This window comes from Nocardia sp. NPDC057440 (assembly GCF_042802915.1).
Classification (GTDB): domain Bacteria; phylum Actinomycetota; class Actinomycetes; order Mycobacteriales; family Mycobacteriaceae; genus Nocardia.
Genome location: NZ_JBHVDF010000002.1, coordinates 46,463 through 73,245, shown reverse-complemented (window position 1 = coordinate 73,245; position 26,783 = coordinate 46,463). Strand labels below are relative to the sequence as shown.

Here is a 26,783-nt window from a genome sequence, read left to right as displayed (position 1 = left end):
ACGGACTTCGAGCGGCAATGGCTGAATTTCAGCCATTGCCGCTTTCTTTTGTGTACGAGGGGAATCGCTCCGATGGCGAAGGACAACACTCCCGGCGGCGTCGACCAGCCGACATTGACGCTGTCGAAAGCAACGCCGAGCACCACCCTCGTCAAACCCGGTGACCAGCCCGGAGTCATGCGGGTGAACCTGAATTGGACCACCGGCTCGAAGGGTTTCTTCCGCAAGTCCAAGCCCATCGAGCTGGAGCTCGGTTGCCTCTATGAGCTGTCCAACGGGACCAAAGGCGTGATTGCGGCGATCGGAAACAACTTCGGCGCACTGGATTCCGAGCCGCACATCGTCCTCGACGGAGACGATCGCGGCGATGCCGCGAACGCCTGCGCGAACCTGCACATCGATCTCGCCAGGCCAGAACTGTTTCGGCGCATCCTGATCTTCGCCGCCGGCTCCGACGGCGTGCCGGACTGGGCCGCCGCCCATGGCGTCGTCACCCTGTTCCCCACGTCCGGCCCGCAGATCGAGGTTCGCCTCGACGCCCCGGTGCGCGTCGCCGACTCGTGTGCCGTTGCGCTGCTGCAGCATCAGGGCACCGGCATCACTGTGCACCGCGAGGTCCACTATGTCGAGGGCGCCCAGCGCGCCATCGACAAGGCCTACCGGTGGGGCATGGACTGGCACGGCGCGAGCACGTAGCTCAGCGCACGCCCACCACCACCGCTTGCGGCTGTTCGACCGCGGCAACGGGTCGCCGGGACGCGAGCACCATGCCGATCACGCCGATCGCGAGTCCGCCAACGGTCAAGGGCCGCAACGGTTGGTCGACCAGCAACCAGGCGAGGGTCGCGGTCACCACCGGCGTCGCGAAGAACAATCGGCCGACCCGGGTCGCATCCCAGCGCCGCAGCATGTGGTTCAGCAGCAGGAACGCGACCATCGAGTTCATGAACACCATCCAGGCCACTGACTGCGCGAAGCGGCCCATATCCCAGATGTGCAGTTGGCCACTGGCCCAGGCCGATACGCCCGCGATGGGCGCGCTCGCCACCACGTGCACCGTGGTCGCGGCGCGTGGATCGACCCGCGGGACGAACCGTTTCTGATACACGGTCCCGATGCTCAGGCCGAGCAATCCGACCACGCACAGCAGCAACCCGACCATCGACATGGTCGACTGGTCCAGCACGGCCAGCCCCACACCGACGCCGCCGATCCCGAAGCCGAACCACTGTCGCACCGTGACGGTTTCGCCGATGAATCCGGCGAACAACGCGATGACCACCGGATTCAACCCCTGCACCAGCGCGATGACGGCGCCTGAAACATGGTGGCTCATCGCGGTATAGAACGCACCGAACTGCACGATCTGCATCAGCAGACCCGCGACGACCACATGCCGGAGCTCCGCTCCTCGTGGCCATCGGGCCCCCACCGCTCGCGCGTACAGCGCGAGCAACAGGCCCGCGATGGCGAACCGCACGAACAACACCATCAACGGCGGCGCGGCGCCGACTCCGATGATCCCCGCGATGAACGCGCTGCTCCACAGCACAACGAAGAGCGGCTGCATGGCCACCGTCGCGATGCGATCCTTCACGAGTCCTCCCGATGCAACCGGCTAAAGCGGTTACTACCGTCGCACCTTCTTCAATAACCTGTCAAGGCGGTTACTATGGGAGGGTGTTCGTCTTCGTAAGCGGTAACCTCGCCCTGGACTTCGCAGGCACGGTCAAAGCCCGGGCCACGACGTTCGACGACTACCTCCGCACGCCGGCCGACTTCGACGAATGGCTCATCGCCGCCGATCTGCTCGACGGCGAACCACACTGCGACACAGCGACATTCGACCGCGCCGTGCGCCTGCGCGAAGCCGCCTACCGGCTGGCCCTAGCCGCCGCCGACAACGAACCTTTGCCCGAGCCGGACCGAAGCATCGTCAACGAGTTGGCAGTCGGCGAACTGCCCCGTCTGACACTGCAATCCGATGCCACGCTGATCCGCACCGGAACTCCCGAGGCCGCCATCACGGCCATCGCCCGCGCCGCCGTCGAAATGCTCGGTGGACCCGATCGGCAACTGATCAAGGAATGCGGCCGCACGGCGTGCACCCGCCTCTATGTGGACACCTCACGCGGCAAGTCGCGCCGCTGGTGCGATATGACCCAGTGCGGCAATCGCGCCAAGAGCGCCGCATTCCGCGCCAGACAGGCCGCGGACTGAGCAAGCCACCCGATCGCCCGGCCTCTAAGCCACCGGCATCAAATCACCACGGTCCACACGCGAGATCGGCGGCGGCGCGGGCCGGAACCCGCGCGGCATCGCGCGCGCGAACAGGAAGAAGAACACCACGAGCAGAACGGCGCGACCCCAGACGCCGAACTGGACCACGTTCTCCATCAGATCCACCGAGGTGCCGGAACCGATCGAATAGAAGTACCGGAACACCCCGATGCCGATAGCCGCGTCGGCCACCAGGTACGCACCGATCGCCGACCACGGCACTTCGAGCAACACCAGGAACGGAATGAGCCACAACGTGTACTGCGGCGAATGCACCTTGTGGAACAACAGGAATCCACACAGCATCGCGCCGCTGACCCCGATCCACGGGAAAGCTCCGGTCGTGGTGAATCGCTTCCAGCCCAACCACATCGCGAGCGCGAAGGACGCGAGCACCAGGGTGGGCGAGGCGATCGACACCGCGTGCTGAAACGCCGTCTCGCTCTCGGCGTCCTGCCCGAACAGCTGCCGTCCCCAGTACCAAATGGAATTCGTGGTGATATCGGCCTGGCGCAGCTGCTGGAAGGTGATCGACGCCCGCCAGCCCTCGTAACCGGCGAGCGCGAAAGGCAGATTCACCGCCACCACAGTGCCGACGGCAGCGGCAGCCGCCATCACCGCACCGCGCACATCGAGCCGCGCAGGCTCGGGATCTTCCGCCTCGCGCTGACCACCGGTGAGCACATAGGCCAGCAAAGGCAGCACGAAGATGCCCGGGTACAGCTTGAAACAGAAACCGATGCCGAGCAATATCGCGGCCAGTATTCCCCTGGTGCGCAACGAATATCGGGTCATGGCGGTGACCACGTACACGGCGGCCACCGCCGTGCACACCACGGGTAGCTCCCAGTTGTGGAATGCGTACAGCACCAACGGCGGCCCCGCCGCCCACAGCAGCGCCGCACGTCCGGACAGTCGAACGAGCAACCACGCGGTCAGCAGCGCGAACGGCGCCAGCAGCAGCGCGGAGTGCAGCAGGAATTCGGCGTCATTGTGGGCGCCGACCGCACCGAGCCACATCAGCACACCACTGAGCACCGGATATTCGACCGCACCCCCGGTCAGGGTGCCGTCCTCGGTGATGCCGCCGTCGATATAGGGAAATACATGGTTGTCGATGTCGCGCCCGAGCCACAGGAATTGGATATCGGAATAACAGACATCCGAATCCTTGAGCACGTCGAACACCGAGCTGCGACCGTCTTCGGCGAACGGGGCGCCCGCACAGCGCGCCTTGTTCAGATACGCGAGCGCCAGCGTGAGCCCGCACAGCAACACCACCACCGCGGTGAGCGCCGCGGTGCGCGTCACACGGCCTGCGATCCTGTCGCTGGCGGCCAGTCCGGTCGGCATGAAGACCACCCTAAGTGGCCGGGCCGGGCCATGCCGGTGTCCCCCGTGAATGCGGTCACCCGCGCACCCACCCACCAGGGTGAAATTCGCGGGAGCCAGGCGGCGGTGGGGGCGTTTCGGTGCGGAAGGGCCGCTCATGTAGCCTTGTCGGGTTGCTGACGCAACGACCCTCCTGCCACGGAAAGTCCGTGGCCGTTTCCTAGTCCACAGGAGGTGATTGGTCCGTGCGTCATTACGAAGTGATGGTTATCCTCGATCCGAGCCTGGACGAGCGCACCGTAGCCCCGTCCCTGGAGACCATGCTCGGCGTGGTTCGTACCGAAGGCGGCAAGGTCGACAAGGTCGACATCTGGGGCCGCCGCCGTCTCGCCTACGAGATCGCCAAGCAGGCCGAAGGCATCTACGCGGTGGTCGATCTGACCGCTGAGCCCGCCACGGTCAAGGAACTCGACCGCCAGCTGGGCCTCAACGAATCGGTGCTGCGCACCAAGGTTCTGCGCCACGGCAAGTGACTCTCGATTGCGTCGGAGCCTGTCTCTAGGCTCTAGCGCAACAGCGAGTGCATTGCGGACTGCAACCGAGCAGGAGGAACCACATGGCAGGCGACACGGTCATCACCGTCATCGGAAACTTGACGGCCGACCCCGAGCTTCGATTCACGCCCGCGGGCGCAGCGGTGGCGAATTTCACCGTCGCTTCGACTCCCCGCGTGTTCGACCGTAATTCGAACGAATGGAAAGACGGCGAAGCGCTCTTCCTGCGCTGCAACATCTGGCGTGAAGCTGCGGAAAATGTCGCTGAAAGCCTGACACGTGGTTCCCGCGTCATCGTGAGCGGACGACTGAAGCAGCGCTCCTATGAAACCCGCGAGGGTGAGAAGCGCACGGTCGTCGAGCTCGAGGTCGACGAGGTCGGTCCCTCGCTGCGCTACGCCACCGCCAAGGTCGCCAAGGCCAATCGCGGCGGCGGCGGTGGCGGCGGATTCGGTTCCGGCGGCAGCGGTGGCGGCGGTGGCAACTTCGCCCCTGCCGGTGGCAGTGGTGGCGCAGGACGTTCCGGCGGCGCCGAGGACGACCCTTGGGGCAGCGCACCTGCGGCAGGTTCCTTCGGGGGCAACAGCCGCGTAGACGACGAACCGCCGTTCTGAGAACGGCATTCATCGGCCCGGATCCACTTGGGCCATCAATGATTACGGAGTAAGACATGCCTAAAGCGCCAGCGCGCGAGAAGGTGCTGAAGAAGAAGGCTTGCACCTTCTGCAAGGAAGCCAAGACCGGCACCGTCAATATCGATTACAAGGACACGCAGCTGCTGCGTAAGTACGTCAGTGATCGCGGCAAGATCCGCGCTCGCCGGGTGACCGGCAACTGCGTGCAGCACCAGCGCGACGTCGCCGTTGCCGTGAAGAACTCGCGTGAGGTCGCACTGCTGCCTTACGTGTCGACGGCTCGCTGAGACAGGGAGGCATCGCAATGAAGTTGATTCTGACTGCTGATGTGGACAACCTCGGTGCTCCCGGCGACACCGTGGAAGTCAAGGACGGCTACGGCCGCAACTACCTGCTGCCCCGCGGCCTGGCGATCGTTGCCAGCCGTGGCGCTCAGAAGCAGGTCGAGGGCATCCGCCGGGCGCAGGACGCCCGCAAGGTGCGCAACCTCGATCACGCCAACGAGCTGAAGCAGGCCATCGAAGGCCTCGAGGCCGTGGCGCTGTCGGTGAAGACCGCGGGCACCGGCAAGCTGTTCGGCTCGGTGACCCAGGCGGATGTCGCCGCGGCCATCAAGTCGGCGGGCGGCCCCGTTGTCGACAAGCGCAGCATCGAGCTGCCGAAGTCGCACATCAAGTCGACCGGCAAGCACGGCGTTGTGGTGCACCTGCACCCCGATGTTGTCGCCAAGTTCGACCTTCAGGTCGCCGCGAACTGAGTTCGCTCCGAAGGCCACTCTCGTGTTCGGCACGAGAGTGGCCTTCGACTGTAATAGCTAAATGTTTGCCCTCTGGCAAAAAAGGTGATCTGGGTCATTCCGGGCAAATCGCCGCAACGGTTCTACCTCCGGTTATTCCACTTGTGGATCGCCGAGAAAACCAACCGTCCGTAATGTGACCCAGGCCATATCGATAATCCACACTGTTTTACTCAACACGCCCGGCTGTTCAACTGGACCGACACGCCGACCTGACATTCATCCACACGTGGATAGATTCGGAAATCAATATCTATCAGCACGTTTGAATGGGATGACCTGGGTTTTCCCCAAGTAGTACACAGGGGGTGCACACCGTTGGGTAAACAGTCCCCAACTTATCCACAGGTGTGTGCACAGTCCGGTTTGGTGACCGCCCATCCGGTCGCCTAGGTTCGTCGCAATGTCATGAACGAACCAGCAGGACCGTCATGATTCGGTACCTTGCCGCAACGGTTGCTGGAACCCGCTGACGGCGCCCGCGAACGGTCGCAGCAGCACCCGCTACTGCGCGCCGAACGTGTCGGTACCCGGGAGTACAACGAGTCATCGATAGTGTGAATCCCGGTGGGGAAAGGACGGTCGAGTCTGGTGGCAGTCGTCGACGACCGCGGACACGCGGAATACTCCGAGCCGCCCGGCGAGGACTTCGGCAGGCAGCCTCCGCACGACCTAGCGGCCGAGCAGTCGGTGCTCGGTGGCATGCTGCTCAGCAAAGACGCCATCGCCGACGTCATCGAGGCGCTGCGGCCAGGCGATTTCTACCGTCCCGCCCACCAGGCCATCTTCGACACGATCCTCGATCTGTACGGCCGCGGCGAACCCGCCGACCCGGTGACCGTCGCCGCGGGCCTAGACCGCCGCGGCGAACTCAAGCGCATCGGCGGCGCCCCCTACATCGTCACCCTCACCCAAACCGTCCCGACCGCCGCCAACGCCGGCTATTACGCCGAGATCGTCGCGGAGAAGGCCATCCTGCGCCGCCTCGTCGAGGCAGGCACCCGCATCGTCCAATACGGCTACGCGGGCGCCGACGGCCAGGACATCGCCGAGGTGGTCGACCGCGCCCAGGCCGAGGTCTACGAGGTCACCGAACGCCGCACCACCGAAGACTTCCTCCCCCTCGAAGAACTCCTTCAGCCGACGATGGACGAAATCGACTCCATCGCCAGCCGCGGCGGCATCTCCCTCGGCGTCCCCACCGGCTTCACCGAACTCGACGAGGTCACCAACGGCCTGCACCCCGGGCAGATGATCATCGTCGCGGCTCGACCCGGTGTGGGTAAAGCACTGGCCCTGGACACCCCGCTGCCGATGCCGACCGGTTGGACCACCATGGGTGAAGTCCGCGTCGGCGACGAGCTCCTGGACGCCAAAGGCCGACCCACCCGCGTCGTCGCAGCCACCGACATCCTGGCCGACCGGCCATGCTACGAGGTCGAGTTCTCGGACGGCACTGTGATCGTCGCCGACGAAGAGCACCAGTGGCTCACCGAATCGAGCCTCCACAGGTTCAATCCGGTCGCGGTTCGAACAACCGGAGAGATTCTCCACTCTGTTCGCGGTATCGAGGGCGACCTGAACCACGTGGTGCCAGGTACGGCCGACGCTGGTCCCCGCCACATTGTGGACGTTCGTAAGATCGACACGGTGCCGGTGCGGTGCGTCGAAGTCGACAATGCCGAACATCTCTATCTCGCCGGGCAGTCGATGGTGCCGACACACAATTCCACCCTCGGCATGGACTTCATGCGCAGTTGCTCGATCAAGCACGGGCTCCCGAGCGTCATCTTCTCCCTGGAAATGAGCCGCACCGAGATTGTGATGCGTCTGCTGTCGGCAGAGGCGAAAATCAAGCTCGGCGATATGCGCTCCGGCCGAATGAGTGACGACGACTGGACGAAACTCGCGCGACGCATGAGTGAGATCAGCGAAGCGCCATTGTTCGTCGACGACTCGCCGAACCTGACCATGATGGAGATTCGTGCCAAAGCACGCCGACTCAAGCAACGCCACGACCTGAAACTCGTTGTCGTCGACTACCTCCAGCTGATGACCTCCGGTAAAAAGGTCGAATCCCGACAGCAGGAAGTCTCGGATTTCTCACGAAATCTGAAGCTGCTCGCCAAGGAGCTCGAAGTTCCTGTCGTCGCCATCAGCCAGCTGAACCGTGGTCCCGAACAGCGAACCGATAAGCGACCTATGGTCTCCGACCTGCGTGAATCGGGTTGCCTGCCTGCCTCGACTCGTATTCTGCGTGCCGACACCGGCGGCGAAACCACCCTCGGTGAACTGCTCGCCAACGGCGACCAGCCACTGGTGTGGTCGCTGGACGAGCGGATGCGCATGGTGGCGCGACCGATGGTGAAAGTCTTCCCGAGCGGTCGCAAAGAGGTTTTCCGTCTTCGTCTGGCTTCCGGTCGTGAGGTCGAGGCAACCGGCAATCACCCGTTCCTGACCGTCGACGGCTGGCTTCCGCTCGAAAAGTTGTCCGTTGATGACCGGCTGGCAACCCCGCGGCTTGTGCCGGAACCTGTACACACCACCCGGATCCCGGATGCCGAGGTCATCCTGCTGGCTCACATGATCGGCGACGGTTCGTGCGTCAAACGCCAACCGATCCGATACGCCAGCATCGATGAGGAGAACCTCACCGCAGTCACCGAAGCGGCGACCCACTTCGGAGTCACAGCAGTGCGCGACGACTATGCGGCGGCCCGAGTGACGACGCTACGATTGCGGGCCCCCGAGCACCTCACCCACGGAAAGCGCAACCCCATTGCGGCCTGGCTCGATGAGCTCGGCATGTTCGGCTTACGCAGCTACGAAAAGTTCGTGCCCCAGCCAATTTTCGCATTGCCTAACATCCAGATCGCGCTGTTCCTGCGACACCTCTGGGCTACCGACGGCTCCGTTCGCTGGGACGTCAAAGCGCGTCAGGCTCGTGTCTACTATGCGTCGACCAGCCGCCGCCTCATAGATGACGTAGCGCAGTTGCTGCTCCGGCTGGGGGTTCACGGCCGGATCAAGAAGATCACGAAGGCGGGTAACCGCGACTGCTGGCACTTGACCATCGACGGAGCCGACAATCAAACCATCTTCCTACGCGATATCGGCGTCCATGGTGCCCGCGGCAATGCAGCACGATCTGCGCTGACCGAACTGGAACCAATGGTCCGCAACACAAATGTCGACACGGTCCCCAAGGAAGTCTGGACCAAGATCCGCGGTCTGCTGTCCGCCAAACACATGACCCACCGGGAATTCTCCGCAGCAATGGGCTCCCGCTTCTGCGGATCAACCATGTGGAAGCATTCTCCGAGCCGCTCCCGTCTTGCCCGAGTAGCCGCTGTCCTGGACGACGCCGAAATCGAAATGTTCGCTACCAACGACGTCTTCTGGGACCGAATTGTCGAAATCACCAGTCTCGGCCGACAAGACGTCTACGATGGCACCGTTCCTGGCACACATAACTTTGTGGCCCAAGGGATTTCAGTGCACAACTCGCTGGAACAGGACGCCGACATGGTCATCCTGCTGCACCGCCCGGATGCTATCGAGCGAGACGACCCCCGCGGCGGCGAGGCCGACCTGATCCTCGGCAAGCACCGTAACGGCCCGACCGCCACCATCACCGTCGCCCACCAGCTGCACCTCAGCCGGTTCGTGGACATGGCACGGGGCTGAGCGGCCTTGTAGGGTCTCACGCCACGCTGCATAATCTCACGATCAACTTCGTCACTACTTCAGATATGAAGTCGGCGTGAGACAGGTTGCCGAAACTGCGAGGCGACATGAGATGTCAGTGGCGGTCCGGCCGGAAGCGCCCCTGCTGAACTGGGTTTCCGCGGTTAGGTGGACATGTTCGGTTACCAGCGCCCCGGCCTCATCGAGCTGGGCCGGCCGGTCTTGTCTCGGGACGAACAACACGCTGTGGTCGATCGATCGTCGAACCGGCATGGCGGTGGACGCGGAGCAGCCGCACCGTGACGCGTATCGGTGCGGCTGCCACGTTCAGCGGTGAGTGGATCTGCTCACCGTGTCCTCAGGAGTTGGATTCGATCTCGTTCACCAGCCATGCGCCCAGTTCCTGGGTCATAGCGGTGTGTCCCTCGTTCTTGCTGGCGCAGGCGAAAGCGTCGAGTTCGCTATCGCTGTCGCGGATCTCGCGATACAGCGCGTCACGGTTGTCGATCTCGCCGGTGGCGACGGCGCTGATGGTGGGAATGAAACAGGAGGTGTTGTACTGCAACTCGACCTCGGAGCCGAGCAACCCCATGAGCACGGCGGCCATCCCGAAACTGGCTGGGTTTCCCGGCAGTACCGGGTTTTCGGGGAACAGGCCGCCAGGGGCGCCATCGATATCGGGTAGTCCGTCGGTGCGGACCTCGATCAGGGGTTGTTCCGCCGCGTGCAGGGTGGCCACGACCTGCTCACCCTGCGCCTGGGTGCGCAGTGTGCCGTCGAGCAGCAGTTCGCCGCGACCGCTCACCGCCGTCAGCGCGGGACCGATCCCGTTTCCGTTACCGGTCCTGACTCCGTTGGCGACACCGATCTTGTGGATGCCCTGCGGCCATCCGCCCACCGCATCCAACTGCTGCAGGAAGGTGCGTCGTTCCGACGCCTGGTCCGGCTTGTCGCCGACCTTGCCGAGGTGCCAGCGAGCCATCTGCCGCGCGGCCGGGCTGTTGATCAGGTCGGAGAACTGGCCGAAGATGGGCGATGTCGCTCCCCACTTGTCCTTGAGGAAATGCGCGAAAGCCTGCATCGAGATCGGTAGCCATGCACCGTGATGCGGCGTGTCGTAGGACAAGTACACGCTTGTCTCGGGGTCGTCCAGGTCCCCATCATGCTGCATCTTGGCCAACGCGTAGCGGGTCACCATCCCGCCCATGCTGAAACCACCCACCACCAGTTTCGCCTTACCAGCACGCTTGCGAATGGCGGTCTCGATGCACTCGATGGCGGTGTTCGCGTTGTCCAGGATCGACGCTGTCCGGTTGGCGTAGCCCAGCACGATCACATCCCGGCCTATCGCGTGCAACTCGCTGATGAAGCGGTATCTCCCGTTATTCTCCAGACCGGCCCAGAGTTCGCCGAGGTCACTCGCGCCCAGCGAGAACCCGTCGGCGAGGATGACCGGTTTGACGAGCTGCCGCCGGTTCAGCGGGCTGTAGTAGACCCATGCGGTCCCACCGTGGAGGGGCCACTCATCGTCTGGCTCCTGCGGCGTGGGATACGCGGCGCGTGCCGCGGGACTGAGCGAACCCCAGATATTCACAACAGGCATCGTCCTGCTCCTCGACTGGTCGATTGACGCGTGGATTCACTGGACTGAGAAGGTCCGGGCACTCATGAGCGAGCGCGCGAACCGTTCATAGCGTATGACTATTTCCTTGCTGCGTGGCCCATTCGCTGGTCCCGAAAGCAGCGCCGACTGGTGACATTTTGATGTCACGTCACCGCCCGCACCTGCTGCGACCGACGACGAGGCCACATCGTGAGACAACCCGGACAACCACTCGTCGATAGCTTCGGGAGCTGCCAAGGGTGGCGAGAACCTACTGCTCTCCATAGGGGGACACCGCAGGCGGCGACACCGGACCGCAGGGCAGATTGCCCCTTCACCGGCGGGCGCGCCCTCTCGAGGGGTGCCAAATCGACAGCCCTCGGGTGTCGATCCAGCACCCGAGGGTGCCTGGGTACCTCAACCGATTCGGCGAAGACTTCAGGGGACAAACACCCACAGCAATCGAAGGACGAGTTTGAGTACACGCCGCGTAATGAAGACCTTGACCGTCTCCCTGCTGATCGCCGGTGGCCTGATCGGCGCCTCGGCCGCAGTCGCCCACACAGACCCGGTGACGAAACCGGCCGGGGTTGTCGCCTACTTCTGTACGTCGAACGGATCCACCTACGACGTCGGCAACAAGGTCTCCTATTCCGACGGCTCCTACGAGGTCTGCCAATTCGACGGCAGCTGGAAGCGGGTCGCGCCGCCCAGCAACCGCGGCCCAGGGCAGGTCACCCCCGGCTACGGCTCCTCGACTACCGGCATCACCCCTGGGTTTCGATGAACCTGCCCGCCCCCGGTAAGCAGGACGCCTAGCCGGCCCGGCGCGTGCGCCCGGCAGGGTGGACGCGCCCCGCGCAGGTCGAGCTATTGTCTAGCAATCGTGATGTGAGTTGCTGTCGCACTGAGTAGTCGCTGAGCAGCCGAGCTCCCTCGCTCGAGTGAGCCCCCGATTCAGGCAGGGCAGGTTCACATGAAGGTGTCTTCGGCGAAAGCTTCCACGCAGATTTCATGATCGGCGCCGCCATGGCTGGGCCGTTGGCGGTATTCGGCGCCACCGTCGCGGCGCGCTACTTCACAGACCCCGGCGGCGATGGCGTTCTACTGTGCGGTACTCGCCGCGCCGGTGGTTGCCCTGTCCATGGGCTACTTCCCGATCGGCGCAATGTAGCGGCACTGCTGTGGATTTCGCGCGCACTTCCTTGGATCCACACCGGCAGCAGCGAGGGATCGTTACTCGAGCCCAGCGCTCCGGGCGGCCAGGGTCTGCCGCCATTGCTCCATGGCCTGCCGGAAGGCCTCGCTCACGAGGAGAAGGAGTTCGGCGGAGGATTCGAAGCGGGCGCCCGCCGGGGTTGTGGCCCCGAGAATCTCGGCTGCGCGCTGCGATGCGGCCGCCAGGGCGTTGCTCATTTGTAGAGATGCGATGAGATTCCGGAGCCAGATCTCATCGTCGATGACGTAGCGTTCGCGGCGCTCGCCGGGCACCCGTTCCCGCCTGAGCATTCCCTGCTGTTCGAGGAAGGCGACGGCGTGCGAGACGGACGCAGGGCTGACGCGAAGCCGCGCGACCAGGTCAGCGGCGGTGAGAGCGCCGGAGTCGGTGATGTGCAGGCAGGTCAGCACCCGGGCCTCCATCCTGGGCAGCCCCTGCTGAACGAGGAGATCGGTGAAGGATTCCGTGAAGTCCTGGACCGCTTGGGGATCGCGCCCATATCCACTGTCGGGGATCGGCGGCGCGGGAGGCTGAGCCTGCTTGTGCCTGCGCGCGCGATGGCGTGTGGACTCGTGCGCCAGGTCCGCCCGGTAATCGTCGGGTCCGCCGTTGCGGGTGACCTCTCGCATGATGGTCGAGGCGGGCCGCTCTAGACGTCGGCCGATTTCCGCGTATCCGAGTCCCTCGGCCAGCCCCGTGGCAATGTGCCGGCGGTCCTCATCGGTGAGTCTGCCTCCGGGCATCGGTGCTGGTCTCCTGTCTGCCGACATGCGCGCAGTTCGGCGTCCGCGCACCGCTGCCAGTATGCATCCACTCGGAGCTCATTGCAAAGCTCAATGCGGATCATTCATTGCATTTACTGTCATTATCATTGCAAAGACAGCCGATACACCTTGCGTAGCTGGGAGAATAAATCAATCCATGTGTTGACGAATCTCTGAACGCAATGTAACTTTGCGGTCGTTCAGAGATTCCCAAACATTGACGGGTCTCGCAGATCGAAACACCGCACGCAAGGAGATTGATGATGGGAACCTCGGCTACTTCGAACTCGACCACTTCGACCTGGTCCGGCATGGTGCTGGTGGACGACACGGCGCTGGCCGTGACCGACACCGGCGGGTCCGGCCGTCCGGTCGTCTATCTGAACGGCTCCTATGCCGACCAGCGGCCGTGGCGGCCCGTGATCGCCGAACTCGGCACCGACTACCGGCACATCACCTACGACGAGCGCGCCCGCGGCAAATCGAAGCGGTCGGCGGACTACTCCTTCGAGGCGTGCCTGCGAGATATCGATGCCGTCCTCGAGGCGACCGGCGTGGACCGGCCGATCCTGGTGGGCTGGTCCTACGGTGCACTGCTCGCGGCACACTGGGCCGAACAGAATCCCGACCGTATCGCCGGGGTGGTGTCCGTGGACGGCGCCATGCCCTACGGCATCACCGGCGAGGAGGCTCGTGAGCGAATCCGGAAGCTGTTCCGCCGGATGCGGTTTCTTATGCCGGTGGCGCGCCCGCTGGGCTTGGCCGCCCGGATGACCGCCGACCAGCACGCCGAAGTCAACATCGAGGCCAACGAACTCCACGCCGCCCTCGCCCCGGTCCTCGACCGCGTGAGCTGCCCGATGCGGTACGTCCTGGCTACCGGTGGCAACCTCGGCGGCGCGGAGGAGGAGATGCAAGCAGTGCGGGCCTCACTCGATCCAGTACTCGACCGCAACCCGAACATCCAGGTCAGCGCGAAGGTCGCGAGCAACCACTCCCACATTCTGCGCAAGGACTTCCGAGCCGTCGCCGAGGCCGTCCGCGAGACGGCGGCGGCCCATGACCAGGAGGGTCCGTCGAGCCGATGACGGACGAGCTCACGATCGGCCGGGCGGCGGCATACAACGCCACGACGTACTCCGACCCGCCGTGAGCAATCCATATACCCGGGCACCAACCCGTCCGTACTCCACCATCCATCCGTTCAATCGAATTTCACCACAACAGATTTGAAGGAGCACACAACCATGTCCGTCACCCTCACCGACCAGGACAAGCTCACCCTGCGCACCGCTGCCTACGGTGCGGTGTCATTGCTGGCCGCCGCTGGTAGCTCACCCCACAAGGCCGCCACCGACGGCACCATCGCCCTGTCCTCCGCGACCGGCCTGGTCGGGCACGTGCTCGCCGAGAAGTCGAAGGGCGTGAACCTGACAGGCAAGTCGGTAGCCGGGCTCGCCGACCAGGTGCTGCCTGCCCTGACAGCAGCAGTGAGCCTGCTCGAGAAGCAGGCTCCGGCAGAGGCCGACAACTTCCGCAGCACCGTCCTCGTCGCCATCGAAGCCGCCAAGACCCACCAGGGCGCGTCCAGCCCCACCATGGCCGAGATGGCCCGCAAGATCACCGCAGCCCTCGACGCCGCTTGATGGGATGCCGACCCGCGCGGCTGCAGCTTGTCACGGGGTCCTCCCCGGACTCCGTGACATGGTGATGTTTTCATCAGTTATGATTCTTCGCAGGTTTTCGAGTGGAAGAAGGAGCGATGGCCGCCGAACCCGCAGTGCGCAATCGCATCGATCGGCGTCGTGAGCGCACCCGCAACGCCCTGCTCGCAGCGGCGCGAAAGTTCCTGTCCGAAGGCCGTTCCACGGTGAGCATCCAGGAGATCACCGATGCGGCCGATGTCGGTTTCGGCTCCTTCTACAACCACTTCGAGTCCAAAGACCAGCTGTTCGACGAAGCGGTGCGCTCGGTACTGCAGGTGTACAGCGAGATGCGCGACGGCATCGCCGCGTTGTACGACGATCCCGCCGAGGTCTTCGCGGTGAGTTTCCGTATGACCGGCCGGCTGCAGCGGCAGGTGCCCGAGATGGTGCGGGTGCTGCTGAATTCCGGCATGTCGGTATTGCTGCGCGACGAGGGCCTGGCGCCACGCGTCCGCCGCGACATCATCGCCGCGCAGGAAGCGGGCCGGTTCGAACCGATGGATCCCGGTATGGCGGTCATGGCCGCGGGTGGCGCTCTCCTCGGCCTGCTCCAGATGCTCGATGCGCAACCGGACGCCGACGCCGACGCATTGATCGACGAGATGAGTTTTCATGTGCTGCGCATGTTCGGCATGCGCAAGCAGTCGGCACAGGAGCTGACCACCAACCCCCTGCCACCGCAGCCGCAGTTGTAACGGCCGCCCTGTGTGATCCCGGCAACTGATCAGCCGGGACCTGGACTGGCTCGGCTGGCTACGCCGCCGACCTCACTGAAGTAGATCTCACGATCGCCGACCCGGACCGTCCGTCCGGTGCCGACACCCTTGTCGATGCTCGTCACAGCTACCTCCAGCATTGATATTGATCAGACCATCAGTTACGACCAAATCCTCCGTCAAGAGAAAATGATGAAATTATCACAATTGATCGCTTGACCTCGAGAGGGCGAAACAAGATCGACAACCGATTGCCCGAGTAACGCTCGACGCCCCGACCACGACGTTCTTGGTGACGCATGGCCCGTCGGGGGGCTTGTCCGTCCACTTGTCGGTAATTTGAATGGGGATCAGGACATGGCTTTTCGCGAGTTCTTCGCGCGACATCGCATCGCTTCGGCCGTTGCCGGACCGGCGATATTGGGGGTGGCGGCGGTCGTCGCCGCCTCGTGGGCACTGACATCGACGCCACAGACCAGGGATACGCAGCTCACCACGTCGGTGACCGAATGCCACGACATGGTGACCATCTCGGTGGCAGGCCGCGGCGACACTCCGGTCGCGGGGACCACGAAGCTGCTCGTCGGGGCCAACGGTGAGGAATTGCCCGCCGCGCTGTCCGGTGACCATTCCAGCGAGTGGGTCGATCCGGTCGTCAACGCACCGGCCGGTGCGGTCGACCCGGGCTCCTACGCCGCCGTCTACATCGCGTATCCCGCGAACATGGCCAGCTATGAAGATGCCGTCACCACCGGTGTCGCGAATACCGAACAGGTGATGCAGGAGATCACGAGGGCCTGCCCCGACACCAAGTTCTCGATCGTCGGATACAGCGAGGGCGCCGACGTCGTCCGTCGCGTCGCGATGCAGATCGGACACCAGGAGGCCGACAAGGACGGTGGCTACGGAATCGTCGATCCGGCCGACGTGGTCGGTGTCGTCATCCTCGCCGACGCGGGCCGCTCGGCGGGCGACGGACCGTTCCCCGGCGCGAAGGACCCGTTCGGCAATCCCGACGGCTTCGACCAGCAATATCAGAACGGCACGAAGCCGGCGCCGGGCAGCGGTGCGCTGCCGGGCACCAGCGGTGACTTCGGTGCACTGAACGGCAGAATCGCCTCGTTCTGCTCCGAAGGCGACCTCACCTGTGCGGCGCCGGAGAACATTTCCCTGCTGCAGCTGGTGGTCAATGTGGGCAGGCAGTTGAATGTCGACGCACTCGAGCGAGAAGGGCTGACGCCCGCGACAGGACAGGATGTCGCTGTCGTCCTCGGCCAGATCGCGCTTGCGGCGTTGGCCGACATTCAGTCGCAGCCGAACTGGATGCAGAGCGACGAGACGTTTCTCCAGGTACTGCTGAAGGTGTCGGATCCGGCGTACAAGCCGGGTGCGCCGAAGGCTCCGGCGAAGGCGGAATCGATCTCGACCAACGAGATGTCGCCGCTGGCCTACCTGCCGCAGAAGGTACTGAACGAGATCATCGGTCTCCTCGTGACCAACCAGAACACGATCCCCGTGGTCATGAGCGACCCGTACCAGCTCACGCTGGGGCCGAACCACACCGGTCACCACTTCGACTACTGGCGTGACGGCAACGCTGCCGACGGCAAGCCGCTGACATCCGCCGAGTATGCGGCCGCCTGGCTCACGAACCTGGCCAAGCAGGCACAGGCGGGTCAGCCGGTCGACACGACCGCCAAGCCGCAAGCGGCGGACGTCGACGCCGTATACAAGGCCGTGGCAGTCACCTCGGCGGCGCCGACGACCGAACCGACCAAGACCCCGTCCCCGTCCACGTCCACGTCGACGTCAGCATCAGCCACGACCACGACTGCTGCGCCCGCGAAGACCGACGTCAGCGGCACCACGACGACTACAGCGCCGACGACTACAGCACCGACAACTACCGTGCCGACAACTACAGCACCGACAACTACAGCACCGACAACTACAGCGCCGCCGTCCGAGACCACGAGCACGACAACCCCACCGGCTCAGACTTCGGTCGCCGCGCCCGTCGGGACCACGAAGCCGACCGTGATACCCGCCGAGACCACGCGGCCGACCACAACAACAGAATCCGCGGCGGCGACCACCACCACCACCACCGTCCCTCCGGCCGCTGGCTAGCGGCTGGCCGAATCCTGGACCCTGCCCGACTCACTACGCGTCGGGCAGGGTCTTTTTTCGATCGTGCGCCGAGCGCCGCGGCCCGAGGTGACTGCGCCGCGAAATCCGGATCAGGTCTGGTCTGCGCGACCGGTGCGTTCTTCTGGACCGATTCGATGCCGTTCTTGGCGGCGGCTTTGTTTTCGTAGGCCTGGCTGGCGGCGATGGTTTCGCTGTTCGCGGCGTTGAGTCGCCAGCGGAACTTCTCGGCCTTGTCCTTGTACAGCTCGAACTTTGCGGCCATCGCGGTTACCTCGTCTCTCGAAACGGGGATAACACCTGGTCGATGCAGAATACCGCCGCCGTCGACTACTGCGGGCGAAGTACGACGATGCCCGGGGTCGACCGCACATAGTCGGCGAAGGAGGAGTCGACGACTTTATTGTCAGCGGCGAGAGAGGACGCGTTGCGGAAAATCGGGCCGTCGGGCGTCATCACGAAGATGCCGACATGGGTGACGTCCAGGCCGGGCAGGTCGGCGTAGGCGCCGATGTAGTCGCCGGTGCGGAGTCGGCCGACGACTTTCTCGTCCACGGCGGCGCTGGGAAGATAGGTGATCGCGCGATCCACCACCGGCAGTCCGGGGAGATAGGTCGCCCCGTCGGCTTTCGCGTTGAGGTGTTTGGTGAGGGTCAGCGCGGCACCGCTCAGGGTCGCGGTGATGTCGGTAGCGGCAATTCTCGGCGTGTGCGCCCAATCGCTGAAGAAGTGTTTGCGCTGCAGGTAGTCGACTCTGCCGTCGGTGTAGCGCGTATCGATCAGATTCGTCACGAACTGACTCTGGTCCGTTGACCTGCTCAGTGCTTCGACATAGTCGAGATAGGTGAAGCAATCCACGCGCCGGAAGTCGATGACGAGCTGCTCGGGTTTGCTCGCCGAGCCGATGAGCATATCCGCGCCGTACGGCGTGCCGAGGAATTGGCGAGACAGCACCTCGATCTGCTCGCCCCTGCTGCGCCCGTCCGCGCGCAACGCCAGCAATTGGCCGATCTTCCCGGCGGTGGCGTCATCGATCTCGGCAGTACTCGGTGCGCCGAGCGCGGTCGGCAGCATCGGCGCGACGCCGCAGACCATGGCCAGGATGACGAGCAGTGCGCGGACGATGGTGCGCAAGACGCCTCCAGAGGTGATCAGATGCACAGAACAGACACTCACGGTAGTCCGCCGTTCCGGCGGCGTAGCCGGTTGCTCACAACCAGGCGCGCGGGCCGAGCTGGTTTGCTCGGTCCGCGCACTGTGATCGTCGCGCGCTATAGGGTTTTCAGGTCGATCGCGGCGGCCATCGCCGCATAGCCTGCGGCATTGGGATGCTTGTGGTCGCCCGAGTCGAAGGCGGGGGCGAGGCGTTCGGGGTCGGCCGGGTCCGCCAGTGCGGCGTTGAAGTCGACGACGGCGTCGTATTCGCCGCTGGTGCGGATCCATTCGTTGAGCAGGCGGATCTTCGCGGCCGATGTGTCGGTGTAGTACTCGGCGCCCCGCATCGGCAGCAGGGTCGCGCCGATCGCCGAGATCCCGGCCTGGTGCGCCTTCGCGATCAGCTCGCGGTAGCCCCTGATCAGTTCGTCGACCGACACCGCCGGATTGGGCTTGTAGGTCGGCAAGTCGATCTCGGAGAAGCCGACGTCGTTGAGACCGGCCAGAATGACCACCGAGGACACGCCGGGCTTGGCGATCACATCACGCTCGAATCGCTTCAGCGCGCTGTCGCCGTACCAGGATGAGTCGTTGCGGACCAGGTTGCCGCCGATGCCGGAGTTGAGGACAGCGCGGGGCGCACCGGCCTGGGTCAGGCGGTCGGCGAGGAGATCCGGGTAGCGGCGGTTGGTGTCGTTGCCCGCGCCGTAACCGTCGGTGATGGAGTCGCCGAAGGCTACGACCGTGCCTACCGGTTTCGTACCGCCGGTGACCTGGAGGTCGGACAGGTAGTACCAGGAGTGAGTGGTCTCGGTGAAGGCCGCGCCGCCGGTGTCGCCGGCGTGGTCGCCGCCCGCGCGGTAACTGGTTGCGTAGCCCTGGGCATGGAAGGTCGCGGGTCCCGTGCGCGCCGGGAGGTACAGCGTCACGGTCGCCGATTCGAAGGGTGCGAGGCGCAGTTCGGCCGCGTCGCTGTTGGCCGCGTCACCGGGCGCGATCGTCACCGATGCCGAACCGCCGAACCGCAGCGGCCGAATCGTCTCCGGCGCCACCGCGGCGGCCTGGCTCGTCCGGGCGATCGTGGCCGCGTTGATCTGCAACGTGTCCGCGCTGTAGCGATTGGACAGCGTGATCCGCGCTTCGGTGCCGCCGCTGGTCACTCTGACCACCTGCCGCACTGTCTGGTCGGCGAAACCGTCGGTGGACCAGTTCGGTTCGAAACCGTCGCTGGGCGACTGCATCGGCACCGCCCACGCGGCGCTCCAGTCAGGTGTTTCGGCAGGGCCGTCCGAGTGCGCGATGCCGACTGCGCCCGCAACGGCGATTCCTGCGGCCGTGGCCGCCAGCAGTTTCTTCCAGTTACGCCGCGCAGCGCTTGTGATCATCATGTCGTACCCCACTATCGGGAATGCCGTTCCGTTAAGACACCTCAGACCGTAGCATGATCCGAGCCATTAACGAAACTCCAGTTCCATTAGATCGGCCTTCGGGGATGCTCGCCCAGGTAGCGACCTGCACCGAAACACGGCGTCAGAAGAAAAACGGGCGTCGCTCCGAGCTGTTCACACAGTTCGGAGCGACGTGGCGGAAAACCCGCGCTGAGCGGGTGTCGGATGATGGGACCTTCCGGATAAGCTCCCCCGCGGGAACGAAAGTGAGCGGAGCATGTCCGAGAACGAAGCGGTCGCACGATGACCAGGCGCGGGTGGGTGCTTTTCCTGGCCATGGGCGTCATCTGGGGCGTGCCCTACGCAATGATCCGCGTCGCGGTGCGGGACCTCGATCCGACCGTGGTCGCCTTCGGACGGACGCTGATCGGGGCGGTGATTCTGTTGCCGATCGCTTTGTACAGCAAGACTCTCGCACCGGTGTTCCGGCGATGGCGACCGTTGCTGTTGTACACGCTCGTCGAGATCACCGGGCCGTGGTTCTTGATCGGATACGCGGAGACCACGTTGAACAGCTCCACCGTCGGTCTGCTGATCGCCGCCGTGCCGCTGATCGCGGTGGTGATCGTGACGAGGCTGGGCCACGATCGCTTCGACGCTCGGCGCACCATCGGACTCGTCATCGGTTTCGCGGGCGTCGCCGCCCTTGTCGGCCTGGACGTCGACCTCTCACAGCCTGCCGCCATCGGCGCGATCGCACTGACCACGCTCGGCTATGCGATCGGTCCGATCATCATCGACCGCGCGCTCGCGGATCTGCCGCCGCTCGGCGTCGTCACCGCATCGCTGATCCTGGCCGCCGTGATCTACGCGCCGTTCGCAAGCCTGCGCTGGCCCGCCCGCATCACCGCCGACGCCGCATGGTCGGTACTCGGGCTCGCCGTGATCTGTACGGCCGCAGCGTTCCTGGTGTTCTTCGCGCTGATCAGCGAGGTCGGTCCAGCACGGGCGACCGTCATCACCTACATCAACCCCGCGGTGGCCATCCTGCTCGGCGTGACCCTGCTCGATGAGCCACTGACCATCGGAATGGCGATCGGCTTCCCCCTCGTCATTCTCGGATCCGTGCTCGGCACCGCACGCACGCGCACCGCGTCGGGCCAGGATCTGGTGCACGCGGCGCCCGCCGCACCTTTACCTGACAAGTAATCGCCAAGGCCGCGGGCACCCGGCAAGGATGGTGGTCGGCACCCGTCGCCGGACGCGGTGCGGATCGGAGGACACCTGTCATGACCACTCGCGCCGTGGTAGAGGATTTGCTGGGACGCATCGGGTCCGGCGATCCCGAACGAATCGCCGAGCTGTATGCCGACGGCGCGGACTGGAAGCTGGATTGGCCGCAGGATGAGCACGGGCGCACCGCGACCCCGTGGATTCGGCACAAATCGACCCGCACCGAGGCCGCCGCGCATTTCCGTGCGATCGCCGAGCATCATGTGCCCGAGCAGGCGGACACCCGGATCGAACAGATCCTGATCGACGGTCCACACGCGGTGGTACTGGGCGAGATCCGGCAAACCGCCAAAGCGACCGGGCGCGCGTACCGCTCGCGGTTCGCGCTGCACCTCACCGTCGAGCACGGCCTCATCACCCGCCATCATGTTTACGAAGACAGTCTCGCGGTTGCAAGGGCTTTCGACTCGGCCTAGGTACTGTGCACAGGGTGTTGGATTCGACAGCCGATACGGCCGCCACCCGAGCCGCCTACGACGACATCGCGGAGCTCTACGCGGATCTCTTCAAAGATCACCTCGCCGCGAGCACATTCGATCGCGCCATGCTCGCCGCGTTCGCGGAACGGGTGCAGGGCATGGGTTCCGGCGTAGTTGCCGATATCGGATGCGGACCCGGCCGGGTGACAGCGCATCTGACCGATCTCGGGTTGGATATCTTCGGGATCGATCTGTCGCCCGAGATGATCCGGCTGGCGCGGCAGAATTATCCCCAGCTGCGGTTCGACGAGGGATCGATGGAGCGGCTCACACTGGGCGCGGGCACCCTCGCGGGCATCGTGGCCTGGTATTCGATCATCCATCTGCCGCCGGAGCGGGTCCCCGAGGTGTTGACCGAGTTTCATCGGGTACTCGCTGTCGGAGGGCACGCGCTGCTGGCATTTCAGGCGTCGGACGCGCCCGATGTGGCGGAACCTTTCGACCACAAGGTGATTCGCGCCTACCGCTGGTCACCGCGACGAATTACCGGACTGCTGCAGGCGGCCGGGTTCGTGACCGTCGCGCAGCTGGTTCGGGAACCCGAGCCCGGTGAGCGTTCTTTCCAGCACGCTTATCTGCTGGTAGTCAAGGATCGATGATTCGGCGAACGCGAACCACTCGGGACGGGTAAGTTCGAGGCGTCGCGCAGGGGATTCATGGCCGCGCGGACCCGTACGACAACGTGGTCGATTCACCGAACACACCGCACTGCTGTCGTCAGGGGGCGACCCACCATGGAGCTCATTTCACCGATCGATGCCGTCTTCCTGCTCGCCGAATCGCGTGAGCACCCTATGCATGTCGGCTCTTTGCAATTGTTCGAGGCGCCCGAGGACGCCGGTCCGGATTTCGCGCAGCTGACCTACGAGAAGCTGTTGGCGGACAGGGAATTCCACCCGACCTTCCGCAAACGCCCCGCGACGTGGCTCGGCGCACCACAACTGGGCTGGACCCAGGAAGGCGACGTCGAGCTCGAATACCACCTCCGACGAGCCGCCCTGCCGGCGCCGGGACGATTCGACCAGCTGCTCGACCTGGCCTCCCGCCTGCACAGCACATTGCTCGACCGTCATCGCCCGCTGTGGGAGATCCATCTGGTGGAGGGCCTCGGCGACGGCCGCTTCGCGATCTATTCGAAGATGCACCACGCGCTGATCGACGGTGTCGCCGCCCAGCGCGTGCTGGCGCGGACGCTGACCACCGACCCGAACTCCGCCGAGACCCGGGTGCCGTGGCACCTGCCGCGCTCGAAGCGCCCACCCAAGGCCGCGACTTCGGGGTCCGGGCTGGGAAATGCGGCACGAAATCTGTTGTCGGCGGCCGGTTCCGCGCCCGCGGCAGTGCGGGTCGCCCGTGCCGCGCTTGTGCAGCAGCAGTTGACGCTGCCGTTCGATGCGCCGCGCTCGATGTTCAATGTGCCCATCGGCGGCGCCCGCCGGTGTGCGGTCCGATCGTGGCCGCTGGAGCGGGTCAAGCAGGTCAAGAAGGCGACCGGCTCGACCATCAACGATGTCGTGCTCACCATGTCCTCCGGCGCTCTTCGCTCCTACCTGATCGAGCGAAATGCCCTGCCGGACAAACCGTTGATCGCGATGGTCCCGATGTCGCTGCGGGCGGCCGACGAGGACGAGGACACCAACGGCAACAAGATCGGCGCGATCCTGTGCAACCTGGCCACCGATGTGGAAGACCCGATCGAACGACTCCGGGTGGTGAGCGAGTCGATGCGGCGCAGCAAAGAGGTCTACAACTCGCTGTCGAGTATCCAGGCCATGGCGCTGTCCGCGGTGATGCTCAGCCCGCTCGCGCTGACCCTGCTGCCGGGCGTCGTCTCCTGGACCAATCCCCCGTTCAATATCGTCATCTCCAATGTCCCCGGCGCGCGCGAACCGCAGTACTGGAACGGCGCCCGCCTCGATGCCACCTATCCGATGTCGATTCCGATGGACGGCCAGGCGGTGAACATCACCCTCACCACCAATGCAGGCAATCTCGACTTCGGCCTGGTCGGCTGCCGCCGCAGTGTGCCGCAGTTGCACCGCCTGCTCGACCACTTGGAGGACGCGTTGACCGACCTGGAGCAGGCGGCCCGATAGCAGGTCTATCCCAGCAAAACTAGAACGTGTTACTGTCGAATTATGGTGCACTCGCCAGTCGACGGGGCCGCTGCCGCGCCATGGCGATACTCGCGGTATGCGGCCCATTCGGCCGGTTCAGGGAATCACCTGCCCTGCCGGACTGGAACACGGCAGAGCAACTATGCAACCCGTTCTAGATCCACTAGGGAGACCAGCACGCCATGCGTACCGAAATCTGCGATCGGCTGGGGATCGAGTTCCCCATCTTCGCCTTCACCCATTGCCGCGACGTGGCGGCCGCGGTCAGCAATGCGGGCGGGCTCGGCGTGCTCGGCGCGGTGGGCTTCACCGCCGAGGAACTGGAAGTAGAACTGGCGTGGCTCGATGAACACGTGAACGGCGTCTACGGCGTCGACCTGGTCATCCCCTCGAAGTACGAGGGCAAGGGCATCGACGGGCTGAGCCCCGAGGAGCTGGAAGCCAAACTGGCGGAGCTGGTTCCGCAGGGACACCGCGACTTCGCCGAGAAGATCCTTGCCGACCACAATGTTCCGCATCTGCCCGACAGCGAGCACCACAATCAGCTGCTCGGCTGGACCGCGACCACGGTGGCGCCGCAGATCGAAGTGATCCTGCGCCACCCCAAGGCCAAGCTGGTGGCCAACGCGCTCGGCACGCCGCCGCCGGAGGTCGTGCGGCAGATCCAGGACTCGGGCCGCCTGATCGGCGCGCTCTGCGGCTCGGTGAAGCACGCGCTCAACCACAAGAAGGCCGGCCTGGATTTCGTGGTCTGCCAGGGCACCGAGGGCGGCGGGCACTGCGGCGAGATCGCGTCGATGGTGCTGTGGCCGCAGGTCGTCGACGCTATCGGCGATATGCCGATGCTGGCCGCTGGCGGCATCGGCAACGGCCGTCAGGTCGCGGCGGCCATGGCGATGGGCGCGGCGGGCGCGTGGACCGGCTCGCTGTGGCTGACCGTCGAGGAGGCCAATGTGCCGCCCGCGCAGATGCAGACCTACATCGACGCCACCAGCCACGACACCGTGCGCTCGCGGTCGTGGACCGGTAAGCCCTGCCGCATGCTGAAGAACGACTGGACCGAAGCATGGGAGCAGGCCGACAATCCCGACCCCCTGCCCATGCCGCTGCAGATGATGGTGGCGCTGGATGGCGTCAAGCGCGGGCACCGCTACCCCGAGGCCGCCAAGGACGTGAACTTCAACCCGGTCGGCCAGGTGGTCGGCCTGATGAACAAGGTGGAGCGCTCCGCGGATGTGGTCAACCGCCTGATCCAGGAGTACGTGGAGGCGTGCGACCGCCTCAACAAGCTCAACGGCGCGCTCTGACATTCACCGCAGGACCATCACTCCGGCCATTCCGGCCATGAGCGCTTCGACTCGAGCACCGGGTCGGTGATGCCGCCCCAGCAGGCCAGCTGGGCGGCATCCCATCCGGCGAGTTCGGATCCGGCCGCGTAGACGGACTGGAAGAACTCGAGCGCGGCGCCGACCGGATCCGGGGACTGGCGGGCTTTGTCGTAGGGGTAGTACGCGGCGTGCCCCGAACCGGACGGCACCCACTGTGCGCCCGCGGGCAGCAGGCGATCGGTGAGCCCGGCGGGCTCGGGTGCGGTGTAGGAATAGAACGTCGGTTGGGGCATCTTGTCGTCACCGAACCAGAATCCAGCGCTGATGACCTCGCGCGAGTACGCCTCGCGCGTCACCGAGTCGACCGTCGCAGGCATATCGATCTGCCGCTCGGAGAATCGCTGCACCGCGAGATCGAAAGTGTGCCAGAACAATTGCACCGGACTGATCTTGCCGGAAAAGGTGGCGCTGAACTCCTCGAGTATCCGCCCGACCTGGCTGTGCACCCGAAATGCCCGCTGCGCCAACTCCGGGTCGTAATCGGCGTGGTCGGTGTCGTCCTCGAACGGGCGCGCCGCGTCCGGCAGATCGAAGGGATGCGGGTGCGGCAGCACGACATCGATACCGAGATCGCGCAGACCATTCATGACGTCGCCGTAGAAGGTGGCGACCGACTGCATCGGCAACTCGATCTCGACCTCGATGCCACGATCGGTCGCTATCCGCAGCACATGATCGAAAAAGTCGAAGGTGCAGGCGAATACCGGCCCGTTGCGGGCAGAACCGAGCGGGACTGTGGTCCAGCCGCGCGCAGTGAGCCGGTAGGTCATATGCCACCAGTGGTTGCGCCGGATGCCCTTGGCGAGTGCGACCTTGCCGACGATCTGGGCGAACCTGTGCAGCGTCTCCTTGGTGGGGCGCCAGGATTCCAATGGCAGTGCGGGCAGCGGCTCGACAACGTCCATATCGAAAACGGTACGACCGATCGAGTGGCGATGCCAGAAGATTGCCATTTATCCCAGATCACCCGGGTGATTGCCACTGATCTGCCGAAATGCCGCATCCAGATCTTTGCCGAATCGCTGTGAATTGCTCCGCGGGGCGAAGCCGTCCGGAGCGACCCGGTTGTGCGCCCTGCCGCTTGCCAACGATCGCGTCGGTCACGGCGGCGCGGGCCTCGGTCCGCTACCGCGCGCTCGGCCGCCACCCGCCAGAGCGACCCCGATGGGCCGACGGTCCGTCACCGGCACCGGTCAGGGCCGGTGGCGGGACAGCCTGACTGCTGCGCCTGCCGCAATGATCCCCATACTGGAAGCCGCCGTCCTGCATGCCGGGTGGCGAGTGATCGAGACTGAAAATCGTTGAGAGGTCGGTATGTCTTTGTGCACCAATCCCGATTGCGCAGGCGCAAGCCATGATTCGCACGACTGCCCGCACCGGGACAGCACAGTCGCGCCGCGCGGCAGAAATCTGGCGATACTGGGCGTTCTCGCCCTGATGATCATCACCGCGCTCGTGCTGGCCGCGGGCGCGGTGGCGGACCGGTGAACACCGGCGGCGCTGCGATCGCGCACTAGCGCCGC

25 protein-coding genes and 1 pseudogene are annotated in these 26,783 nt (G+C 64.9%); 18 read left to right on the top strand and 8 right to left on the bottom strand.

What is annotated here, in order from left to right:
- Window positions 1–72 precede the first annotated feature (72 nt).
- Complete coding sequence (locus tag ACFU4Z_RS03400; protein WP_379059402.1) at window positions 73–696, top strand: Tellurium resistance; 624 nt, start codon at window positions 73–75, stop codon at window positions 694–696.
- A 1-nt stretch (window position 697) separates the two neighbouring features.
- On the opposite strand, the gene ACFU4Z_RS03395 is transcribed toward ACFU4Z_RS03400, so the two are convergent.
- On the bottom strand, window positions 698–1,597 hold the full coding sequence (locus ACFU4Z_RS03395) for a DMT family transporter (RefSeq protein ID WP_379059401.1): 900 nt from the start codon (window positions 1,595–1,597) through the stop codon (window positions 698–700).
- A gap of 83 nt (window positions 1,598–1,680) precedes the next feature.
- Between ACFU4Z_RS03395 and ACFU4Z_RS03390 the strand changes: the two genes are divergently transcribed.
- On the top strand, window positions 1,681–2,220 hold the full coding sequence (locus tag ACFU4Z_RS03390; RefSeq protein ID WP_379059399.1) for a CGNR zinc finger domain-containing protein: 540 nt from the start codon (window positions 1,681–1,683) through the stop codon (window positions 2,218–2,220).
- 24 nt (window positions 2,221–2,244) lie between these two features.
- Here ACFU4Z_RS03390 and ACFU4Z_RS03385 read toward each other — a convergent pair whose 3' ends face one another.
- The gene (locus ACFU4Z_RS03385; protein ID WP_379060307.1) at window positions 2,245–3,633 is read right to left on the bottom strand and encodes a hypothetical protein; all 1,389 of its coding nucleotides are present in this window, start codon (window positions 3,631–3,633) and stop codon (window positions 2,245–2,247) included.
- 224 nt (window positions 3,634–3,857) lie between these two features.
- Here ACFU4Z_RS03385 and rpsF point away from each other — a divergent pair, with 224 nt between their 5' ends.
- From rpsF to ACFU4Z_RS03360, 5 genes are all read left to right on the top strand, one after another.
- On the top strand, window positions 3,858–4,145 hold the full coding sequence (gene rpsF / locus ACFU4Z_RS03380) for a 30S ribosomal protein S6 (RefSeq protein ID WP_328407491.1): 288 nt from the start codon (window positions 3,858–3,860) through the stop codon (window positions 4,143–4,145).
- 83 nt (window positions 4,146–4,228) lie between these two features.
- Window positions 4,229–4,780: a single-stranded DNA-binding protein gene (locus tag ACFU4Z_RS03375; protein WP_379059398.1), complete on the top strand. Its 552-nt coding sequence runs from the start codon at window positions 4,229–4,231 to the stop codon at window positions 4,778–4,780.
- Between the two features lie 56 nt (window positions 4,781–4,836).
- Window positions 4,837–5,088: a 30S ribosomal protein S18 gene (rpsR, locus tag ACFU4Z_RS03370; protein WP_328407495.1), complete on the top strand. Its 252-nt coding sequence runs from the start codon at window positions 4,837–4,839 to the stop codon at window positions 5,086–5,088.
- A gap of 17 nt (window positions 5,089–5,105) precedes the next feature.
- On the top strand, window positions 5,106–5,558 hold the full coding sequence (rplI, locus tag ACFU4Z_RS03365) for a 50S ribosomal protein L9 (RefSeq protein WP_379059396.1): 453 nt from the start codon (window positions 5,106–5,108) through the stop codon (window positions 5,556–5,558).
- Window positions 5,559–6,188: 630 nt separating this feature from the next.
- Window positions 6,189–9,284 carry a replicative DNA helicase gene (locus ACFU4Z_RS03360; protein WP_379059394.1) on the top strand — a complete coding sequence of 1,032 codons (3,096 nt, stop codon included), beginning with the start codon at window positions 6,189–6,191 and terminating at the stop codon, window positions 9,282–9,284.
- Window positions 9,285–9,642: 358 nt separating this feature from the next.
- Here the strand turns inward: ACFU4Z_RS03360 and ACFU4Z_RS03355 are convergent, their stop codons facing one another.
- Window positions 9,643–10,887, bottom strand: coding sequence for an esterase/lipase family protein (locus ACFU4Z_RS03355; RefSeq protein ID WP_379059393.1), 1,245 nt, complete (start codon window positions 10,885–10,887; stop codon window positions 9,643–9,645).
- A 493-nt stretch (window positions 10,888–11,380) separates the two neighbouring features.
- Between ACFU4Z_RS03355 and ACFU4Z_RS03350 the strand changes: the two genes are divergently transcribed.
- The gene (locus tag ACFU4Z_RS03350) at window positions 11,381–11,674 is read left to right on the top strand and encodes a hypothetical protein (RefSeq protein WP_379059392.1); all 294 of its coding nucleotides are present in this window, start codon (window positions 11,381–11,383) and stop codon (window positions 11,672–11,674) included.
- A gap of 449 nt (window positions 11,675–12,123) precedes the next feature.
- On the opposite strand, the gene ACFU4Z_RS03345 is transcribed toward ACFU4Z_RS03350, so the two are convergent.
- The gene (locus tag ACFU4Z_RS03345; RefSeq protein ID WP_379059391.1) at window positions 12,124–12,849 is read right to left on the bottom strand and encodes a helix-turn-helix domain-containing protein; all 726 of its coding nucleotides are present in this window, start codon (window positions 12,847–12,849) and stop codon (window positions 12,124–12,126) included.
- A 281-nt stretch (window positions 12,850–13,130) separates the two neighbouring features.
- On the opposite strand from ACFU4Z_RS03345, the gene ACFU4Z_RS03340 reads away from it, so the two are divergent.
- The 4 genes from ACFU4Z_RS03340 to ACFU4Z_RS03325 all read left to right on the top strand — a co-directional run bounded on the left by ACFU4Z_RS03340 (window position 13,131) and on the right by ACFU4Z_RS03325 (window position 17,422).
- The gene (locus ACFU4Z_RS03340; RefSeq protein WP_379059389.1) at window positions 13,131–13,958 is read left to right on the top strand and encodes an alpha/beta fold hydrolase; all 828 of its coding nucleotides are present in this window, start codon (window positions 13,131–13,133) and stop codon (window positions 13,956–13,958) included.
- Between the two features lie 159 nt (window positions 13,959–14,117).
- Window positions 14,118–14,516 (top strand): hypothetical protein, encoded by a 399-nt coding sequence (locus ACFU4Z_RS03335; protein ID WP_379059388.1) that lies wholly within the window; start codon window positions 14,118–14,120, stop codon window positions 14,514–14,516.
- Window positions 14,517–14,632: 116 nt separating this feature from the next.
- The gene (locus ACFU4Z_RS03330) at window positions 14,633–15,271 is read left to right on the top strand and encodes a TetR/AcrR family transcriptional regulator (RefSeq protein WP_379059386.1); all 639 of its coding nucleotides are present in this window, start codon (window positions 14,633–14,635) and stop codon (window positions 15,269–15,271) included.
- A gap of 378 nt (window positions 15,272–15,649) precedes the next feature.
- A complete protein-coding gene (locus ACFU4Z_RS03325; RefSeq protein WP_379059384.1) occupies window positions 15,650–17,422 on the top strand; it encodes a cutinase family protein in 1,773 nt (590 codons plus the stop codon).
- A gap of 130 nt (window positions 17,423–17,552) precedes the next feature.
- Here the strand turns inward: ACFU4Z_RS03325 and ACFU4Z_RS03320 are convergent.
- From ACFU4Z_RS03320 to ACFU4Z_RS03310, 3 genes and pseudogenes are all read right to left on the bottom strand, one after another.
- Window positions 17,553–17,705, bottom strand: a pseudogene (locus tag ACFU4Z_RS03320) (YegP family protein); the annotation flags it as partial.
- A 65-nt stretch (window positions 17,706–17,770) separates the two neighbouring features.
- Entirely contained in the window at window positions 17,771–18,535 is a 765-nt protein-coding gene (locus ACFU4Z_RS03315) for a DUF1460 domain-containing protein (RefSeq protein ID WP_379060306.1), read from the bottom strand.
- A 176-nt stretch (window positions 18,536–18,711) separates the two neighbouring features.
- Window positions 18,712–19,983 (bottom strand): SGNH/GDSL hydrolase family protein, encoded by a 1,272-nt coding sequence (locus ACFU4Z_RS03310; protein ID WP_379059382.1) that lies wholly within the window; start codon window positions 19,981–19,983, stop codon window positions 18,712–18,714.
- Window positions 19,984–20,286: 303 nt separating this feature from the next.
- On the opposite strand from ACFU4Z_RS03310, the gene ACFU4Z_RS03305 reads away from it, so the two are divergent.
- From ACFU4Z_RS03305 to ACFU4Z_RS03285, 5 genes are all read left to right on the top strand, one after another.
- Window positions 20,287–21,192, top strand: a complete 906-nt coding sequence (locus tag ACFU4Z_RS03305) for a DMT family transporter (protein WP_379059380.1) — start codon at window positions 20,287–20,289, stop codon at window positions 21,190–21,192.
- Between the two features lie 80 nt (window positions 21,193–21,272).
- Complete coding sequence (locus tag ACFU4Z_RS03300; RefSeq protein WP_379059379.1) at window positions 21,273–21,692, top strand: nuclear transport factor 2 family protein; 420 nt, start codon at window positions 21,273–21,275, stop codon at window positions 21,690–21,692.
- A 14-nt stretch (window positions 21,693–21,706) separates the two neighbouring features.
- Entirely contained in the window at window positions 21,707–22,354 is a 648-nt protein-coding gene (locus ACFU4Z_RS03295) for a class I SAM-dependent methyltransferase (RefSeq protein WP_379059378.1), read from the top strand.
- Between the two features lie 135 nt (window positions 22,355–22,489).
- Window positions 22,490–23,851, top strand: coding sequence for a wax ester/triacylglycerol synthase family O-acyltransferase (locus tag ACFU4Z_RS03290; RefSeq protein WP_379059377.1), 1,362 nt, complete (start codon window positions 22,490–22,492; stop codon window positions 23,849–23,851).
- A 203-nt stretch (window positions 23,852–24,054) separates the two neighbouring features.
- Window positions 24,055–25,179, top strand: coding sequence for an NAD(P)H-dependent flavin oxidoreductase (locus ACFU4Z_RS03285; RefSeq protein ID WP_379059376.1), 1,125 nt, complete (start codon window positions 24,055–24,057; stop codon window positions 25,177–25,179).
- Between the two features lie 17 nt (window positions 25,180–25,196).
- Here ACFU4Z_RS03285 and ACFU4Z_RS03280 read toward each other — a convergent pair whose 3' ends face one another.
- On the bottom strand, window positions 25,197–26,165 hold the full coding sequence (locus ACFU4Z_RS03280) for a DUF5996 family protein (protein ID WP_379059375.1): 969 nt from the start codon (window positions 26,163–26,165) through the stop codon (window positions 25,197–25,199).
- 409 nt (window positions 26,166–26,574) lie between these two features.
- On the opposite strand from ACFU4Z_RS03280, the gene ACFU4Z_RS03275 reads away from it, so the two are divergent.
- A complete protein-coding gene (locus ACFU4Z_RS03275; RefSeq protein ID WP_379059374.1) occupies window positions 26,575–26,748 on the top strand; it encodes a hypothetical protein in 174 nt (57 codons plus the stop codon).
- The last annotated feature ends 35 nt before the right edge of the window (window positions 26,749–26,783 follow it).